The sequence below is a fragment of the Paenibacillus sp. FSL L8-0470 genome (assembly GCF_038008625.1).
Lineage (GTDB): Bacteria > Bacillota > Bacilli > Paenibacillales > Paenibacillaceae > Paenibacillus_AQ.
Genome location: NZ_JBBOZM010000001.1, coordinates 3,561,502 through 3,580,142 on the forward strand (window position 1 = coordinate 3,561,502; position 18,641 = coordinate 3,580,142).

An 18,641-nucleotide genomic window follows, 5' to 3' on the forward strand; every position below is an offset into this window, starting at 1 on the left:
CTATATATCTATCTATCGGAGGGCAATAGAGTGGAGGATAAGAGAACAGAGATTTTTAACAATGGTAAAGCAATCTTCAGTACGAAAGGTTTTAAACAAACCAATGTCTCCGACATTACAAAAGCGGCCGGGATTGCAGTAGGCACATTTTATAATTACTTCTCTTCTAAAGAGAAGCTGTTTCTGGAGATATTCCTGGAAGAAAACGTGAAGCTGAAAAAAAGCATTATGAAATCCATCGACTTAAACGAGGAACCTCTGGCGCTGATCAAAAAATTAATAGAATTAAACATTAATGGAATGAATTCAAACCCGATCCTTAAAGAATGGTTTAACAAAGACGTTTTCGTCAAGATTGAGCAGCAATACCGTGAAGAGAACGGCGTCGATCAGGTTGATTTCTTATATGACAGTTTTGCAGAACTGTTCAGACGCTGGCAAGCTGAAGGAAAGATAAGAAATGACCTGGATGTTGAGCTGATCATGGCTTTTTTCACAGGAATTATTATTATAGACACCCATAAAGATGAAATCGGGATTCAGCATTTTCCGCAGATTATGGATTACATGGCGGAGTTTGTAATGAAGGGGCTGACTGATTATCCGCAGGCAAAACCCATGTAGATTGAAGTTAAGCAGCCGCAACAAGCTGCCGGGAGAACCGGCAGCTTGTTCACTGAATTACTTTGAGATATAGGTACCGCCGCCTTTAATGCAAACGGGCTTGTCGTTAATGGATAGCCAAATGTCCACGGAGGAAAGATTGCGGATGATCTTGCGGTCGACACTAAACTTCAAGGAACGGACAGCTTGAATATAATCCATGATTTCGACATTTGTTGCATACCATACATCGGAGTGACCGCCGGCTTTCCGGCAAAAGGCTTCGATCAGTTCCCAGTTGTTCTGACGCTCGAACTCAAAGCTGTGCCCCCAAACATAGCAGAGCCTGAACTTCTGCGAAGGTCCTTCGGTAGTAAAGCGCTCCCAAATCCCCTCAAGCTCGTCCTTGTGATGACAAGTAGGATGCCATTCCATAAAATCAAGAGGGACATCAAACTGCCTGGTGGAAACAACAGTACGGCTGTATTCAATACCTGCTGTTTGTAGCGGAGGGATGATAGCTGCCGAATACGAACCATAGGGATAAGACATTCCCCGAATCGGATAGTCTACAAGCTGCTCCAGCCGTCTGCGGTCTTCCAATAGCTCCTCTACCACCATGGGTAATGGCAGTCGGTCCAAATGCGGGTGGGTTACAGAATGCGCCGATATTTCATGATTGCGGGCTATGGCCCGTACATCATCATTCGTAAGAAATCCGGGAGCGTTCAGCATTGCGCTGTTGAGATGAAAGGTTCCTCTGATCCCATATTGATCAAATAATCCGGCCAGACGAATATCGTGTTTTTGCCCGTCATCATAACTCATGGTGAGTGCTTTGGACATCCCGCCAGGAAATAAATTAAATTTCAGCTTCATCATTACCACACTCCAATAATGTTCATTTATGTAAACAAGCCTGTATAGCCTTATTATAATGTAACTCCCCGGAAAATTGGGGGATTATTTGCAAATGAAGGCGCCCCTTCAGCCGAGTTTCTGCAGAGGGGACGCCTTTTTTACCACTATGAACCGTTTCAAAAAAGCACTAAATATCATCCGCGTCTCACCAAAGGGTTAAATGTTGTTCACTCCGTTTTTTTCTCCGTAAAAAAGTAAAGCAACGCCAGCAGCGGCAAGACCGTTCCGATCAGCGAGGTGAAGCTCCAGCCGCCATGAGCATAGGACCAGCCTCCCAAGGAGGATCCAATAGCCCCGCCCATAAAGAATATGGACATGAACAGACCATTTAGCCGGCCTCTGGCCTCATTCCCGAGTGAATAAATTGCACGCTGTCCAAGCACGAGATTTCCCGACACAGCCATATCCAGGGCAATAGCGGCGAGTACAAGCAGGAGAAGGACTGCTCTAGAATGGCCTTGAAGCAGAAAAGCCAACAGAAAGGAGAGTGTAGCCAAAACCATCGCCAGTCCGGTTAAACGGCGGGTCCAGCCTTTGTCCGCCAGACGTCCGGCGATTGGAGCGGCTACGGCTCCTCCCACACCGGCTAAAGCAAACCATGCAATTCCTTGCTGGGACAATCCGAACTCATCTGCCAAATGTAAAGGGACTGCCGTCCAGAAAAGGCTGAAGGCTCCAAAAAGAGAAGCTTGATAAAAGGCGCGGCGCCGCAATACCGGCGTTTGCTTGAATAAAGTAACCAGCGACAGGGTTAACTCTCCATAGTTCATTGCCCGCGAGGGCATACGTTTCGGAAGAATCCGCGACAGCAAGACCGACAGTACAGCAATCAGAACCGCGGAGATTGCAAATACAGACCGCCATCCCCAGAAGCTTGCAGTAAAGCTGGCTAATGGACGGGAGAACATAATGCCGAGCAGAAGTCCGCTCATCACATTGCCCACCACACGTCCACGTTGTTCTTCAGAAGCCAAATAAGTAGCATAAGGGACCAGAATTTGAGCGACAACAGAACCTAATCCAATAAAAAAGGAAGCCGTCAGGAACAGGGCTGCATGATGGACGAAAGTCGCGGCCACTAGAGCAATTATGACGACGATCAGCGAAACCACGGCAAGACGCCGGTTTTCGATAATATCACTAAGCGGTACAATGAACAGCAGACCCAGAACATAACCGATTTGAGTAATGGTAACTATTAATCCTGCTGCTGCTGAGGACAGCCCTGTTGCAGCACTGATCGGACCCACTAACGTTTGTGCGTAATAAAGATTGGCAACGATGATACCACATGAGGCCGCGAGCAGAAAGGTAATCCATCCCGGAATAGGCTGATCCTTAACTTCTTGTTCATTTTGCATTGTAATCCTCCTCGTTCATTAAAAGTTTGGTTTAAATAATATACTGAACGTTCAGTTCATTAATTTATAATCAAATAATATACTGAACGTATCGTTTTGTAAATAGACGATTTTGATTTTCTTTTTTATTGGCAATTAAGTATAATGAACGTATAGTATTTATAATTGTGGGATTGTGAAGTTATTTTGCGAAGGGACTGATAGTATGAATACCAAACGAGGGCGTCCACGTAACATGGAGACTCAGAGTTCGATCCTGAAATCGTCTTATGAACTGCTTCTTGAGCATGGTTTTGCGGCAGTAACCGTTGAGAAAATTGCAGAGCGTGCCGGGGTTAGTAAAGCTACGATCTATAAGTGGTGGCCCAATAAAGCAGCAGTTGTAATGGATGGCTTCCTTTCGGCGACTACAGAAAGGCTTCCGTTGCCTGATACAGGTTCGGTGTACAAGGACATTCTTATCCACGCCACGAATCTGGCACGTTTCCTGATTAGCCGGGAAGGCAAAATGATTACCGAGATTATCGGTGAAGGACAACTCGATGAGGGTCTGGCAGAGGCGTACCGCACACGGTATTTTCAGCCGCGCAGGCTGGAGGCCAGACAGTTGTTGGAGCAAGGCGTCAAGCGGGGGGAGCTACATGCAGAACTCGATATCGGGATATGTACGGATCTCATTTACGGGCCTATTTTCTACAGATTATTATTAACCGGTGAAACACTTGACGATGCCTATATTGAGAAACTTGTAAAGCTTGGGTTTCAGGGAGTTGCTCCCGATGCAACGCATAAATGAAAAATGACCGTGCCCAGGCGATTTTGCCAGGATACGGTCATTTTATTGAGCTAAAATATTTTGAACAGCAGATATATTACAGCGATGATTCCGGCGATGATCAGCCAGCTGGATATTTCATCCCACAGACTGGGAACGCCCCGGGAGTGAAGCTTCTGTTCGTTTACATCAAAGTTGGCTTTATGGCCTAAATGGTCTGTTGTACGGGGCGGAGGAGAGCTATTGCCATCAAACATATAAATCAGCTCCTTGCTTCATTATTAGTTAATTATACCCTTTTGAGAACATTAAAGGAAGGTTGATCTGCGGTATAACATATGAGCGCGGTTTGTTGCGTGTATGCTGCACCTTATAAAAATAAATCAATCGTTTTCCCGTTGAACGGCGTCTTACTTACATGAACTCTTTCAGAGGGCCTCTTCTACATGCCAGCACTAAAGAAAGAGAGGGGGAGTGGCGATGGTAGAAAATACTATGAAAGAGGTCAGAATGGTGGATGTTGCACAGATGGATGAAGAAGCTTTTTTTCAACGGCTGTATGTGGAGCACCGCAAGCTGTACTCGATCGCGTTCAGCTACCTGAGAACTGAAGCTGACGCGCTGGAAGTGGTGCAGGAAGCGTCTTGCCGGGCATGGATCAAGCGCAAAAAGCTCAAAGACGAGCAAGCCTTTACATCCTGGGTGATACGAATTACCATCAACTGCTGCATGGATGAACTCCGGCGCAAAAAACGTGTGTTTCCGGCGGAGACGCTGATAGAAACAGCGGCGCAGGAAATGAAAAGCAATGAACGGATTGACCTGGAACGGGCGATGGACCGGTTGAAGCCGAAATACCGGCATGTGGTGATTCTAAAATACTACCAGGACATGACCACTGCCCAAATTGCCAGTGTGCTGCAAAAACCGGAGGGTACGGTTAAAACCTGGCTTCGCGAGGGACTTAAGCAGCTGCGGGAATATCTGTAGAGATACGGGAGGTGAAAGAACATGATTGACAAAGAAGAACGCGTTCTGCGCCAGAATGTGGATGAAGTAAAGCATAAGGCTGAATCCCTTGAGGAAATGAAACTCTATAATGCAATGCGAGGAGGAATCATGCAGGGGAAAAAACGCGAAAAGCGGCGCAGCTATTTCTACGGAATGGGTGTAGTAATCGCAGCCGCTGCAGCAGCACTGTTTCTTTTTAGTATCAATGATGCTCCAGGAACGGAAGTTGCCGAACAATCTCCGCCGAGCTACACGGCTACCACTAAATCATGGACTGATTCCGCGAAGTTTAGCAGAGCCTCAATGAGAGATAGGTCTTTTCAAAGCATACTAGACCGGAATCTTATAAAGCCTGTCTACCAGAGCGTGGAAAAAAACGGCCTGCGGGTCGAAGTGATGGGCGCCGTCGCGGACACACGCAAGCTGTTTATTCTGTATAGTGTACACAACAATACGGACCAAACGGTATCTCATGCTGATTTCTCATTGGATTTTGGAGCTTTTGAAGCAGCGTCTGTCGGAGCGAGTTTAGAGATAACTGCTCATAGTAGTCAAATCAACGCGGGCCAAACCTCCTATTTCATCTATACGAATAACCTGTCACCCACGGTTGACTATCCTAAGGAAGTGACATGGAATGTGATGCTGTACCAAACTTCAGGCAAGGGACTCCAGACTAACCTGTCAATTCCTTTCGAGCTTGATCCGGACATGTTCAAGGAACAGACACGAACGCTACATCCCGAAAGCAATCTGATTGTTGATGGTCAGACCATTAAAGTGAATCAGGTGCTCTATACTCCGCTGAACACCTATGTGGATTTGGAATTTGAGAAGAATAATGATAAACAAGTCTTCAGCCTGATTGAGCCTGTACTGATTGTTAAAAGCGCAGGAAAGACGGTGAAATCGTACTACCCCGGGATAATTACAGCAGATAATTCCGAGGTCTATTCGGACCGCTCCAAGTCCACGCTTTACTTTAAGAACACCCAGGACGGCCAGCCGGACGCTGCCACATTGAAGACCTTCGGAATTGCCGCTCTTGATAAAGATCAAATGAAAATTAAAGTCGATCTAAGCAAAAAGCAGATGATCGAAGCTCCGAACACAGACCTTTCCATTATTGAATTTGAAGAGGGGGCGGAAGCTGGAAAGATCCTGTTCCAGCAAACGTTTAAGAAATTCCCATTGAACAGTATCATTAGTATGCGGCTGTCGGATACCTTTACCGATGCTAATGGTCAATCTCACAAAACGGCTGGTGAGAACGGCCAAATCAGTAGAAGTTCTTCGAACAAGGAGAGTACGGCCGTAGATCAATACCTCTATAATTTTGGAAAGGAAGCCGCTGAATACCCGCAACCGCTAACCTTAACTATTGAGCGGTATTGGAATCCGATTATGGACACGCAAACTGTAGAGTTCTCATCGCAAAAATAGGCGCTGTTTCCTGTAAATGGTATTTTAATTTAAACGGAATTTAACCTTTCACCAACCCGGCTTTTAAACTATGTCTTTTACAATAGAAGAGTAGGGGAGAGACAATTATCCGTTTACATTCAAAGACTTGTTACAGGGAGCAGTGAAACCAATGGAAGAGAAAAAGAAGTTTAAATTTTGGAGAATTGTTAGAAGTATTGGACTGCTATTATTAGTAGTCTTGATTCTCGGTGTGGTTGCCAATATGCTTGTGACCAAATACGAACAAAAGAAATACCCTGCATGGGGCCAACTCTTGGAAGTCTCCGGCAAGAAAATGCATGTGTACAGCAAAGGTGAGACGGGAAACACCATTGTTCTATTAAGCGGACTGGGAACGGCAGCACCTGTCTTGGATTTCGAACCTTTGATGAATGCGTTAGCTCAAAACAACAAAGTGGTCGTCCTGGAGCCTTTCGGATCTGGCTGGAGTGAGCAGACTTCAAAGCAACGAACGGTGGAAAACATCGTCGAGGAATGGCGGACTGCTTTGCAAAAGGCTAATGTAAAAGGTCCTTATGTTCTAATGTCCCACTCTATATCCGGAATTTATAGCATGTATTATGTCAATAAATATCCGTCTGAGGTAAAGGCAGTTATAGGCGTTGATCCAGCCTTGCCGCAGGCGATAGAGTATTTCAAAGAGTCTGCGCCCGCGATGCCAAAATATATGAGCTTGGCGGCACCAACCGGGTTAGCAAGATTGGCATCTTATGTCAATCCCAAGAGTATTCTGCCTATTTCTGCTGATGGAACTTATTCTGAAGAGAATTTAAAGCTGACCAAGATCCTCACTGCATGGAATGCCTATAATAAGAATGTAGTAAATGAAACAAACGAAATTAACAACAATATCAAAAAAACAAAGAACCTGTCATTCCCTTCAAACGTACCTGTAATGATTTTTACTACCAAGCCTGACAAAGTGAATGAAGAAGGCAAATCCAACATTACCTTTTACGAAACCCAGCTGAAGAATGTAGCTTCAAACAAGCTCGTCGTATTGGAAGGACATCATTATCTGCATTGGACGTATTCCAAGAAGATCGCAGAGGAAGTAAATGAATTCCTAACCACTGCATATCCAGGGAACTAATAGTTCACAAATGAGCCGCTCCAAACAAAGAAGTCAAGCACCCCTTACTAGAGGCGCTTGGCTTTTGATATTTCCTGCCTTGAATTTTTTCTTGCGATAAAGTTGCTCTCGACTAAAACAGCAATATAAGCGAATATAAATAAAGCAATACTAAAAACTAGAAACAACCTATGGGGGTACATATATGAGAAAGCCAATTATTGCCGTGGATATGGATGATACGATTTGTCATCTGGTCAAGCGGGCGATATACCATAACAACAATGATTTTCCTACGCATCTGCTGCGTTATGAAGATATGCTTGATTGGGATACCGATCATCTGCGTCATCCGGATTGTACTCAGGAAATTTTCTACGGGCGACCTGGTCTGTATGAGGAGCTTGAACTGTTCGACGAACATGTCGTCGGGGAAATGGAGAAGCTGCATAACGCTTATGATGTAATTATCGTTACGGCTGCACAGCCGAAGACTGTCGTAGAGAAGTGGAACTGGCTTCAGAAGCATATGCCCTTTATTCCAATCGAGAACTTCTTTCCTTGTAAGCGGAAGTCGCTGATTAACTACGATCTGCTCATTGATGACGGGGTACATAATTTGGTGCCAGCACTGCAGGAGGGAAGGAAAGTACTCTGCATTCCACATCCTTGGAACCTGAAGGCCCGGGAGCAATATGCGTTTCCGCTGCTTACCACCTGGAAAGGTGCCAAAGAGCAGGTTGATCTAATCCTCGGGGGTCAGCCCATTTTATCTTAATACAATCTTAATACCACAGCCAAAGTTGTAACACTATGCAGATTTTGCTCATGATATACTAGCGCTAAAAGCGAAGATATTGTAAAAGGGGTAGCCAAATGGCAACAAACCGCACCGGCTCAGCTTCCGTATTTGAACAAATTCCTGATATGCCGGAAGAGAAAAGACTTGGAAGACTGAAAATATTCTTCGGTTACGCGGCAGGTGTCGGCAAGACTTGTGCCATGCTGAGTGCCGCCCATGAGGAACAAAAAGCCGGAATTGATGTTGCTGCAGGCTATATTGAGTCTCATCACAGGCCGGAGACACTGATTCTGCTCAAGGGTCTGGAGCTTATGCCGCTACTGGAAGTCACCCATAACGGAACGCTTACAAAGGAGTTTGATCTGGACCGTGCGATCCGGAGAAGACCTGATCTTATCCTGTTGGATGATCTGGCCCATATCAATGCGGCTGGCAGAAGGCATAAGAAAAGATATCAGGATATAGGCGAGCTGCTACGCGCTGGAATCCATGTCTATACGACCATTAATGTGCAGCATATTGAAAGCCTGCAGGATGTAGTTGCTTCAATAACCGGTATTTCTGTAGATGAGCGTATTCCTGATAGTGTATTCGATAGTGCCGATCAGGTTGAACTGGTTGATATTGAACCCGATGATTTGATCGACCGCCTGAACAAGGGAAACATCTATCCGGATGAAGAAGCACAAAGGGCAAATGCCCATTTGTATAACAAAGAAAAACTGACTGCCTTGCGTGAGATTGCACTGCGGTACACGGCAAATCAATTGAACAGAATCGCTTCACACATCGGTACTCAGGTAAAAACCAACGAATATTATGCCAAAGACCATGTCCTAGTTTGCCTTTCTTCGGCGGCTACCAATAAAAAGGTAATCCGCACGGCGGCGAGAATGGCGGAGGCTTTTCACGGGGAATTCACCGCATTGTTCGTGGAGACACCGAAGACGCAAAAGCTAACCCAAAAAAACAAGGCGGAACTTAGGGCAAACTTTCGGCTCGCAGAGCAGCTTGGCGCACAAATTGCCACAGTCTACGGAGAAGATATTCCTGGACAGATTGCGGAGTATGCCAAAGCAAGCCGGGTTTCGAAGATCGTGGTGGGGCGCTCCCATAACAAAAAGAAGTGGTTTGCAAAAGCGAATTTGGCTGATAAGCTGACCGCATCTGCACCCAACATCGACATTTATATTATTCCGGACACCCAGCCTACGTTCTATAAAAGATTTCCGCAATATGTGAGCTATCCCGAGCTGTCGCTGGCTGATACAGCCAAGACGACTGGAATTCTGGTTGTCTGCACCTTAATCGGACTGTGGTTTAATTATCTCGGTTTCAGGGAAGCCAATATTATCACGGTCTATATTCTGGGTGTGCTGCTCAATGCGATGGTTACCGGAGGCCGGCTGTACAGCGCTGTGTCTTCGGTTGTCAGTGTGCTTGTGTTTAATTACTTTTTTACCAAACCTTATTTTTCGTTACAGGCGTATGGTTCGGGTTATCCGGTTACCTTCCTGGTGATGCTGTCGGCTTCCTTTATCACGAGCACTCTGACTATGCGGGTAAAAGAGCAGGCCCGGCAATCTGCGCAAAAGGCTTACCGGACAGAGGTGCTTCTGGAGACAAGCCGTAAACTGCAGCAGGCCAAAGACACCACGGCAATCATTCATGAGACGGCACAGCAAATGGTGAAGCTGCTGGACAGAACGATTATTTTTTATCCGGTGCAGCAAGACAGCTTATCTGAGCCGCTCGTTTTTTTAAAGGAAGAGTCAGCTGTAGACCCTTTGGAGTTTTCGGGCGGAAATGAACAAGCGGTTGCGGACTGGGTCTATAAGAATAACAAACGGGCCGGGGCTACCACAGATACCTTTTCGGCCGCCAGTTGCCTGTATCATGCGGTGCGGGGCGGCGATTGCGTATTTGCAGTGGCAGCCATTGCCATGGATAAGGAAGACCCACTTGAGGTTTTTGAGAAAAGTCTGATGATTGCCATGCTGGGAGAATGTGCGCTGGCGCTGGAAAAAGAAATGCTAAATGAAAAACAAAAAGAAATCTCGATCCAAATCCAGCAGGAACAGCTGCGGGCGAACCTGCTGCGGGGAATCTCCCACGATTTGCGTACCCCCCTGACCAGTATATCCGGCAATGCAGGAATCCTCATCGGGAATTCCAAGGTGTTGAGCGAGGAACAGAAGAAGGGGCTGTACACCGATATTTATGATGATTCCATGTGGCTTATTAATCTGGTGGAGAACCTGCTGTCCATCACCCGGATTGATAATGGGTCATTAAATCTGAATATGCAGGGAGAGCTTCTGGAGGAGGTTATTGCGGAAGCTTTGCTTCATATTCATCGGAGCAGCATAGATCATATGATCAGCACCGTACTTGATGAAGAGCTGCTTATGGCTAAAATGGATTCCCGGCTGATTATTCAGGTCCTGATCAATATTGTCGACAACGCAATTAAATATACCGGGACCGGGTCGCATATTACAGTCTCGGCGAGACGCGATAAAGAAATGGTCAGTGTAGAGATTTCCGATGATGGTCCCGGTATTCCGGAAGAAGCGAAGGCTAAGCTGTTTGACATGTTCTATACGGCGGATAATATCCGCGGAGATGGCCGCCGCGGACTGGGACTCGGGCTTTCATTGTGTAAATCTATTGTCACTGCTCATGGAGGCACTATAAGTGTGAAAGATAATGTTCCGCAAGGTACAGTATTCCGCTTTACCCTGCAGGCCGTGGAGGTGGTTGTTCATGAATAAGCCTTTAATTCTTGTCGTCGAGGATGACAAGCCCATCCGCAAATTGATTACTACAACACTGGAGACGCAGGGCTATAAGTACCATACAGCTGAAACAGGCCAGGCCTCGATTCTGGAGGCGGTCTCCAAGCAGCCGGATATTATGATACTGGACCTCGGACTTCCCGATATGGATGGCGTAGATATTATTAAGAAGGTTCGGGCATGGTCGAATATCCCGATTATTGTGGTCAGCGCCCGCAGTGAAGACCGGGACAAAATCGACGCGCTGGATGCAGGCGCAGACGATTATCTGACCAAACCCTTCAGCGTGGAAGAACTGCTGGCAAGGCTCAGGGTCAGCCTGCGGCGTATCCGCTACGATAGTGACAAGCTGCTGAAGGATGCATCTATTTTTACTAACGGAAGTCTCAGAATCGATTATTCGGCAGGCATAGTATTGTTGGACGAAGAAGAAATCCATCTCACTCCCATTGAATACAAGCTAATCTGCCTGCTGGCCAAAAATGTGGGAAAAGTATTGACCCATAATTACATCCTGCATGAAATCTGGGGCAGTCATACCTATGACATCCCTGCCTTGCGCGTATTTATGGCAACTTTGAGAAAGAAAATAGAGAAGCAACCTTCTCAGCCAAAGTACATTCAAACCCATATCGGAGTAGGTTACCGTATGCTGCAGGTTGGCGACGATACAAAGTGACCTGAGTTAATGCTTAGAATTCAGTACACTAATAGGGTGTATCTATTATTTTGTTATTATAATTATGTGTTAAAATGGTAATGTTACAATAATATAGAAAGGAGGTTGAGTGGTGAAAAATAAAAAAGTGTTTACCGTTTTAGCTACAGCATTTATGCTAACTTCCATCTCTGTTTCTGTATCGGCGGCAAGTTCTACACCAAATGCTTCGGATGCACCTGCCAGAATTGCTCAGGTTGTTCCAAGTAGCAATTTCGTAGATGATTTGAATACAACACAGACTGAGACTAATTCTACTGCTCAAGTTACTGATGTCCCTAATATCACTGTCCCTCTATCCGCAGAGCCTGTGCAAGTTCTGACAGAGAAAAACGTTGCTGCAAGAGGAAGTAATGCTCCAACTGACTTTTGGAACTTGGCAAATAACTCTTATGCAGGCTCTTTCTCTTATGTAGAGGACGATGAATTTACGAATAATTATTTTCCTGTTAATAGTGAGACAATAATATATATCAATGTTACTACTACCCCGGTGAATCATGGGGCAACTGGAAAATATAGAATTGTTGCTTATGAACTTACAACTGGTAATGTTGCTGCAACCTATAAGGGGACTGTTGGCGTAACTGCAAATGCAATGTTCTATAATCTCAATCAAAATAAGACATATTACTTTGGTATTTTAAATGATATGGATAGCCCAATAGATGGATCGCTTACAGTTTTTCACTAATAAAATATTATTTATCTGCCCAACGGCTTCGGCTGACGGGCATTTTTTTTATTCACTTTGTGAGGATTTTGGAACTGTAGGAGCAACAGCGGCCGGAAGTCCAAACATTCTCTGTAGTCACGACCAATCCCAAAATAGAAGAATTATAAGTTCAATCCACCAAACAGCGTTATAAATAGTGGAGATACTTGGTCCCCACAGAGAAAAGGATCACGAGCGGATAAAAACCGCCTGTGATCCTGCTTTTGAATGATACTAAAATAAATTAGAATACCTCGTAATTATGGCCATAGTTATTATCCCAATACGTTTGACCGCCAGTTGTATACTCAATCGAATATTTAACATTTGTAGCACCTGGAACATTGATACTGTAATTCCAGTTTTCAACACTATTGAAATTATTCAAAGAGCCCGTATAAACGGCGTAGGCCTCATGAGTCGTCGCCCAGTCGTCCGTTGTGTACAGTATTTTTACTGATTTCGCCGGATTCAGATTCTTCACATAGATATTTCCGCTGAATTCACCATTGCTCAACGTACTATTGGCGTTAAGCACATTGGGGGCTCCCAAAATCACGGATCTAAGGGGTACGTTATGATTCACTTGATTGTAATAATTCGCTCCCCCGTTGTTATCCCAATAGGTCTGGTTATTCACTTCGTATTTGATTGCGAATTTAATGAAGTCCAGATTCTTCAACTCTAAATGATCTGTTGAAGAATCAGTTCTGGAAATGCCAAAATGCCATTTCTCATGGTCTACATCCGTCGCCCCAACATAAGATGCACTCGTATCATACCAATTTGTGTTATCTGTCGTGTAGTGGACAGTCACATTCTTCACGGGTCCCAGATTAGCAACTTCAATATTGCCGCTGAATCCGACATATCCAGGTTTATAAATAACGCCGACATCTGAGTCAATAAGCTTAACCTCATTACCGCTGGCAAATGCCGATCCGGTAAAGGATACACCAAAAATCAGAGTAAACATCATCAATCCAGCAAAAAGTTTTTTCATTGCTTTCACAGTTCTCGCTCCTCTAATTTCAATTTTTCACATCTGATTCTGAGCCGACAAGGAAGACATACATTTGTACGCGGTATTGTTCTATCATCCCTCCTTTAACACTTCGAAACCAAAATGTAAATTGCAGAATGGAAATCAATTCCTGTAAATACAATAACTTTAACTAGGCTTAATGTAAATAGTAAATTAGTAACAAAAATTATATATTAAGTAAGGTGACTTTCGTACATGGAAGAATGTACAGACTAACTGGATACTGTAGTACGGAATTAACCGTCTTGGGGGAAGGCGGCTTTTTTCGTTCCAAAAAAGGAAGAACTCGCCGTCTATACGACCAACTTAATGCAATCTTTATCCGCTCATACAAACCCTGACCCTGAATTAATGCCGTGAGTGCTATTCTTAACCGGTAGCTAAATATGACATTCGGGAAAGGATCCTTAGGATGGATGAATTTTTGAAAAATGCCGGGTTGATCGCAATCATGATCGTGGTGCTTTATACCATTAAAAAGATTTACGACTACATTGATTTAAAGAGGGCAGGCGACTATGAAGATGATGAATTCTGACAATCTTAATGTAATCTTTATTCTCTCATGCAAACCCTAACCCTGAACTAATGGCATAGATGTTACGCTGAATCAGTAGTTAAAAGCAGAGATGAGAGAATGTTGGGAGAGGAGTGCGAAGGATATGATGGACATGTATATGGTGGTGGCACTCGCTGTGTTTTTCGGTATGTTCTACGCATTTGCACAGTGGTGTGGGCACGTTATCGACGATAAAGGGGGGAAAGAGCAATGACAGTGGTCCTGATCGCAACGCTGCTGTTGTTTCTCTATTTGGTCTATGCCCTGATTCATCCGGAGAAATTTTAGGCAGTGCGGTAAAAAAACAGCAAGACATATAGAGCATTGAGCTGAAGCTCATTAAATGGAGGAGGGGCATTCGTGGGTATTATACAAATCGTCGTAGTCATTGCCATACTGCTGCTACTGGTTAAACCGGTAGGAACTTATTTATATCATGTGTTCTCAAATGAACCAAACCGGTTGGATCGGATCTTTGGGGGATTCGAGCGAGGCATATACAAGGTAAGCGGCCTGAAAAACCGTGAAGGGATGTCCTGGAAGACCTATGCACTCAGCTTTCTTTCAACCAACATTGTGCTGGTTGTGTTCGGTTATCTGGTTCTCCGCCTGCAGGGCGGACTGCCTGTAAATCCAAATGGAATTACCGAGCTGGAGCAGACCCTTACGTTTAACACGGTAATCAGCTTTATGACTAACACTAATCTGCAGCATTACAGTGGGGAGACAGGTCTTTCCTATTTCTCGCAGATGGCGGTTATCACCATGATGATGTTCACATCGGCAGCCAGCGGTTTTTCCGTAGCAGCAGCTTTTGTGAGAGGGATTACCGGTAAAAATTCACTGGGGAATTTCTTCGAAGACTTCACTAAGGCGATTATTCGGGTGTTCCTGCCGCTTGCACTGCTTGTAACAATGGCTTTAGTTGCACTGCATGTTCCGCAGACATTGAAACCTACACTGGAGGTAACTACGCTGGAGGGTGCTGCTCAACAGATTGCGATCGGGCCGGTTGCCTCACTGGAATCCATCAAGCATCTGGGAACGAATGGCGGAGGATTCTTCGGGGCGAATTCCTCACATCCATTTGAGAATCCGTCACCGCTTACCAATGTGATTGAAATCCTGTCCATGTGGATGCTGCCCGCATCCTTGCCTTATATGTACGGACTGTTCGCTAAGAATAAACGGCAGGGCTGGGGCATCTTTGCGGCCATGATGACTTTGTTTGTATTGCTGTTGTCGCTCAATTATGCTGCGGAGATCAAAGGTAATCCGGCAATGGCAGACCTGGGCATTGAAACTTCTCAAGGCAGCATGGAGGGAAAAGAAGTCCGCTTCGGTGTACCGCAATCCGCCTTGTTTACGGCAGTAACAACCGCAGCGACGACAGGTAGCGTCAACAATATGCATGATACTCAAACCCCGCTGGGAAGTATTACGCCGCTTGCGTTAATGATGCTGAATAACGTCTTCGGTGGCAAAGGCGTTGGCCTTATCAATATGCTGATGTACGCCGTGCTTGCGGTCTTCCTGTGCGGGCTGATGGTGGGGAGGACGCCGGAATTCCTCGGCCGAAAGATTGAAGCGAGGGAGATGAAGCTGATCGCGGTGGCGATACTGATTCATCCGCTGATCATTCTGGCACCGACAGCAGCCTCATTCCTGACAGATCTGGGGCAAGGCGCTATTAGTAATAGCGGGTACCACGGGTTGACGCAAGTACTATATGAATACACTTCCTCTGCTGCCAACAACGGTTCAGGTTTCGAAGGACTTGCGGACAACAGCACATTCTGGAATGTGATGACTGGTATTGTAATGCTGCTAGGACGCTATATCTCAATCATTGCAATGCTCGCCGTTGCAGGTTCCCTGATCCGCAAGCAGCCTGTACCGGAGACAATCGGCACATTCCGTACAGACAACGGTCTGTTTACCGGCATCTTGATCGGTACGGTGCTGATCATTGGTGCGCTGACATTTCTGCCGGTCGTGGTTCTGGGGCCGATTGCTGAACATTTGACTCTACGGTAGGAAAGAGGGAGAAATAGAGATGAGTACTGTACAAAAAAAGAAGCTGCTGAGTGGGCCTATTATACGAAGTGCAGTCAAGGACAGCTTTATCAAGCTGAATCCGATGACGCTAATGAAGAATCCGGTCATGTTTGTTGTTGAAATTGGAACGATTATTGTTCTGCTGATGATTCTCGCCCCTGGTTATTTCGACGCAGAGGAGGCTAGAGGCTTCAATATAGCGGTCTTCTTCATACTGCTGGTTACCGTATTGTTTGCCAATTTTGCGGAAGCGCTGGCGGAAGGCCGCGGGAAAGCACAGGCGGATACACTGAAGAAGACCAAGCAGGATATTTCCGCGAATAGACTGGTAGGAGGCGTCATTAAGATAGTTGCTTCCTCCGAACTGCGAAAAGGCGATGTCGTTGTTGTCAGTCAAGGAGAACTTATTCCCGGCGACGGCGAGGTCATTGAAGGGCTGGCATCTGTGGATGAATCGGCTATAACAGGTGAATCGGCTCCCGTTATTAAAGAAGCCGGCGGAGATTTTGGCTCCGTGACAGGCGGCACGAGAGTCGTAAGTGATCAGATCAAGGTACAGATTACAAGTGAACCCGGCGAGTCTTTCCTTGACCGGATGATCTCACTGGTGGAAGGAGCCAAACGGCAGAAAACACCGAATGAAATTGCGCTGAACACGCTATTGATCAGCTTGACGATTATCTTCCTGATCGTGGTAGTCACCCTGCAGCCGATTGCCGCTTATCTGGAAGTAAACCTGGAAATTCCGGTCTTGATTGCGCTGCTGGTCTGTCTGATCCCCACTACCATCGGGGGATTATTGTCGGCAATCGGGATTGCGGGCATGGATCGGGTTACCCAGTTCAACGTGCTTGCCATGTCTGGTAAAGCGGTCGAAGCTGCCGGAGACATTAACACGATGATTCTTGATAAGACCGGCACGATTACCTTTGGCAACCGCATGGCCAGTGAATTTGTTCCTGTGGGTAATGAGACGGTAGAGGATCTGGCCGGGTGGGCAGCTGTCAGCTCGCTGAAAGATGAGACACCGGAAGGACGCTCCGTCATTGAGCTGGCCAAGAAACAAGGATACAGTTATGACAGCAGCCTTATGGCTGGAGGCGAATTTATAGAATTCCGCGCCGAAACGAGGATGAGCGGCATGGATCTGCAGGACGGCCGGATGGTCCGCAAAGGGGCTGTAGATTCCATTAAACGCTGGGTGTCCTCCCAAGGAGGGCAGATTCCAGATGATTTGGATCAGCAAACGAATGCCATTGCCGGCAAAGGAGGAACACCGCTGGCTGTTGCAGTTGATAACCGGATATACGGACTCATCTATTTGAAAGACACGGTTAAGCCGGGGATGAAGGAACGATTTGATGAACTGCGCAAAATGGGCATCAAGACGATAATGTGCACAGGGGACAATCCGCTGACTGCCGCTACTATCGCCTTCGAGGCCGGAGTCGACGGATTCATTGCCGAAAGTACACCGGAGAATAAGATCGAGGTCATCCGCAAGGAACAAAGTGAAGGCAAGCTGGTGGCGATGACAGGGGACGGCACGAATGATGCGCCTGCATTGGCACAGGCGGACGTGGGACTTGCGATGAACAGCGGAACCACAGCAGCGAAGGAAGCGGCCAATATGGTTGATCTGGACTCCGACCCGTCCAAGATCATTGAGGTTGTGGCGATCGGCAAGCAGCTGCTGATGACACGCGGAGCATTAACAACCTTCAGTATCGCGAATGATATCGCCAAGTATTTTGCGATTATTCCGGCCATGTTTACGCTGGCCATTCCAGAGATGGAAGTGCTGAACGTAATGGGACTAGGTTCTCCAAGCTCCGCGATTATCTCGGCATTGATCTTTAATGCAATTATCATTCCATTGCTTATCCCTCTGGCGATGAGAGGCGTATCGTATAAGCCGATGAGCTCCACCAAGCTGCTGAGCCGGAATATTTTCATCTATGGGCTTGGCGGGATCCTGGTTCCCTTCGTCGGCATTAAGTTGATTGACCTGGTTGTAAGCATATGGATTTAAGATCATTGCACTTAGCTAGAAGAAAGGATGAATAAATAATGCAAATCGTCAATTCAAGCGCAATAGAGCAAAAGCCTGTATCTAAAGGTTCTTATATATTTAGTGTGATAAGACTTAGCCTAGTGTTCATTGTATTATGCGGGATCATCTATCCGCTGGCTTCTACCGCGCTTGCCCAGGTTCTTATGCCTTCCCAGGCGAACGGGAGCCTGCTAAAGAATGGAGAAGGCCAAGTGATTGGGTCTGAGCTGATTGGCCAGAACTTTAAGAATCCGGCGTTATTCCAGGGCCGTGTATCCAGTATTGAGTACAAGGCTGAAGCCTCGGGATCGAATAACTATGGACCGTCCAATCCGGTTTTGCTTGAGCGCACCAGCGATTCTATAGCTGAGTGGAAAGCGAATAACCCTGACGTTCCGGTTAGTGAGCTGCCTATAGATTTGGTCACGAACTCCGGTTCCGGCCTGGATCCGCATATATCACCCGCTGCGGCTACGGTACAGATCCCCAGAATCAGCAATCTGACCGGTATTTCAGCAGATAAGCTAGAAGCATTGGTGGCAAAATATACTGAAGGCCGCGATCTTGGGGTGTTTGGTGAGGAACGTGTCAATGTGCTGAAGCTGAATCTCGCTTTAATGGAAACACCGGCGAATTAGAACCGGCTCACCCCTGCCTGCGCTTCC

19 protein-coding genes are annotated in these 18,641 nt (G+C 46.1%); 15 read left to right on the forward strand and 4 right to left on the reverse strand.

What is annotated here, in order from left to right:
• The first annotated feature begins 30 nt into the window (after positions 1-30).
• Entirely contained in the window at positions 31-624 is a 594-nt protein-coding gene (locus NST99_RS16195; RefSeq protein WP_341093065.1) for a TetR/AcrR family transcriptional regulator, read from the forward strand.
• A gap of 57 nt (positions 625-681) precedes the next feature.
• Here the strand turns inward: NST99_RS16195 and NST99_RS16200 are convergent, their stop codons facing one another.
• Positions 682-1,485, reverse strand: a complete 804-nt coding sequence (locus NST99_RS16200; protein WP_341093066.1) for a polysaccharide deacetylase family protein — start codon at positions 1,483-1,485, stop codon at positions 682-684.
• A 206-nt stretch (positions 1,486-1,691) separates the two neighbouring features.
• Complete coding sequence (locus NST99_RS16205; RefSeq protein ID WP_341093067.1) at positions 1,692-2,885, reverse strand: MFS transporter; 1,194 nt, start codon at positions 2,883-2,885, stop codon at positions 1,692-1,694.
• A 205-nt stretch (positions 2,886-3,090) separates the two neighbouring features.
• On the opposite strand from NST99_RS16205, the gene NST99_RS16210 reads away from it, so the two are divergent.
• A complete protein-coding gene (locus tag NST99_RS16210) occupies positions 3,091-3,681 on the forward strand; it encodes a TetR/AcrR family transcriptional regulator (protein WP_341093069.1) in 591 nt (196 codons plus the stop codon).
• Between the two features lie 50 nt (positions 3,682-3,731).
• On the opposite strand, the gene NST99_RS16215 is transcribed toward NST99_RS16210, so the two are convergent.
• On the reverse strand, positions 3,732-3,917 hold the full coding sequence (locus NST99_RS16215; RefSeq protein ID WP_341093070.1) for a hypothetical protein: 186 nt from the start codon (positions 3,915-3,917) through the stop codon (positions 3,732-3,734).
• 223 nt (positions 3,918-4,140) lie between these two features.
• Between NST99_RS16215 and NST99_RS16220 the strand changes: the two genes are divergently transcribed.
• From NST99_RS16220 to NST99_RS16250, 7 genes are all read left to right on the forward strand, one after another.
• On the forward strand, positions 4,141-4,650 hold the full coding sequence (locus NST99_RS16220; protein WP_341093071.1) for a sigma-70 family RNA polymerase sigma factor: 510 nt from the start codon (positions 4,141-4,143) through the stop codon (positions 4,648-4,650).
• A 21-nt stretch (positions 4,651-4,671) separates the two neighbouring features.
• Positions 4,672-6,114 (forward strand): hypothetical protein, encoded by a 1,443-nt coding sequence (locus NST99_RS16225; RefSeq protein WP_341093072.1) that lies wholly within the window; start codon positions 4,672-4,674, stop codon positions 6,112-6,114.
• A 151-nt stretch (positions 6,115-6,265) separates the two neighbouring features.
• Positions 6,266-7,249, forward strand: coding sequence for an alpha/beta fold hydrolase (locus tag NST99_RS16230; RefSeq protein ID WP_341093073.1), 984 nt, complete (start codon positions 6,266-6,268; stop codon positions 7,247-7,249).
• A gap of 184 nt (positions 7,250-7,433) precedes the next feature.
• Positions 7,434-8,006, forward strand: coding sequence for a 5' nucleotidase, NT5C type (locus NST99_RS16235; protein ID WP_341093074.1), 573 nt, complete (start codon positions 7,434-7,436; stop codon positions 8,004-8,006).
• Positions 8,007-8,104: 98 nt separating this feature from the next.
• A complete protein-coding gene (locus NST99_RS16240; protein ID WP_341093075.1) occupies positions 8,105-10,804 on the forward strand; it encodes a sensor histidine kinase KdpD in 2,700 nt (899 codons plus the stop codon).
• Positions 10,797-11,507, forward strand: a complete 711-nt coding sequence (locus NST99_RS16245) for a response regulator (RefSeq protein ID WP_341093076.1) — start codon at positions 10,797-10,799, stop codon at positions 11,505-11,507. Before NST99_RS16240 ends, NST99_RS16245 begins: the two co-directional genes overlap by 8 nt.
• Positions 11,508-11,619: 112 nt before the next feature.
• A complete protein-coding gene (locus NST99_RS16250; protein ID WP_341093077.1) occupies positions 11,620-12,240 on the forward strand; it encodes a hypothetical protein in 621 nt (206 codons plus the stop codon).
• Positions 12,241-12,505: 265 nt separating this feature from the next.
• Here NST99_RS16250 and NST99_RS16255 read toward each other — a convergent pair whose 3' ends face one another.
• Positions 12,506-13,264 (reverse strand): hypothetical protein, encoded by a 759-nt coding sequence (locus tag NST99_RS16255; RefSeq protein WP_341097665.1) that lies wholly within the window; start codon positions 13,262-13,264, stop codon positions 12,506-12,508.
• A 454-nt stretch (positions 13,265-13,718) separates the two neighbouring features.
• On the opposite strand from NST99_RS16255, the gene NST99_RS16260 reads away from it, so the two are divergent.
• From NST99_RS16260 to kdpC, 6 genes are all read left to right on the forward strand, one after another.
• Positions 13,719-13,844 (forward strand): hypothetical protein, encoded by a 126-nt coding sequence (locus NST99_RS16260; protein ID WP_341093078.1) that lies wholly within the window; start codon positions 13,719-13,721, stop codon positions 13,842-13,844.
• Between the two features lie 91 nt (positions 13,845-13,935).
• Positions 13,936-14,079 (forward strand): hypothetical protein, encoded by a 144-nt coding sequence (locus NST99_RS16265; protein WP_341093079.1) that lies wholly within the window; start codon positions 13,936-13,938, stop codon positions 14,077-14,079.
• A complete protein-coding gene (gene kdpF, locus NST99_RS33735; protein ID WP_076112028.1) occupies positions 14,076-14,153 on the forward strand; it encodes a K(+)-transporting ATPase subunit F in 78 nt (25 codons plus the stop codon). Before NST99_RS16265 ends, kdpF begins: the two co-directional genes overlap by 4 nt.
• A 72-nt stretch (positions 14,154-14,225) precedes the next feature.
• Positions 14,226-15,902 carry a potassium-transporting ATPase subunit KdpA gene (gene kdpA / locus NST99_RS16270; protein WP_341093080.1) on the forward strand — a complete coding sequence of 559 codons (1,677 nt, stop codon included), beginning with the start codon at positions 14,226-14,228 and terminating at the stop codon, positions 15,900-15,902.
• Positions 15,903-15,921: 19 nt separating this feature from the next.
• Positions 15,922-17,955, forward strand: a complete 2,034-nt coding sequence (gene kdpB / locus NST99_RS16275) for a potassium-transporting ATPase subunit KdpB (protein WP_341093081.1) — start codon at positions 15,922-15,924, stop codon at positions 17,953-17,955.
• Between the two features lie 38 nt (positions 17,956-17,993).
• Positions 17,994-18,614: a potassium-transporting ATPase subunit KdpC gene (gene kdpC, locus NST99_RS16280; RefSeq protein WP_341093082.1), complete on the forward strand. Its 621-nt coding sequence runs from the start codon at positions 17,994-17,996 to the stop codon at positions 18,612-18,614.
• The last annotated feature ends 27 nt before the right edge of the window (positions 18,615-18,641 follow it).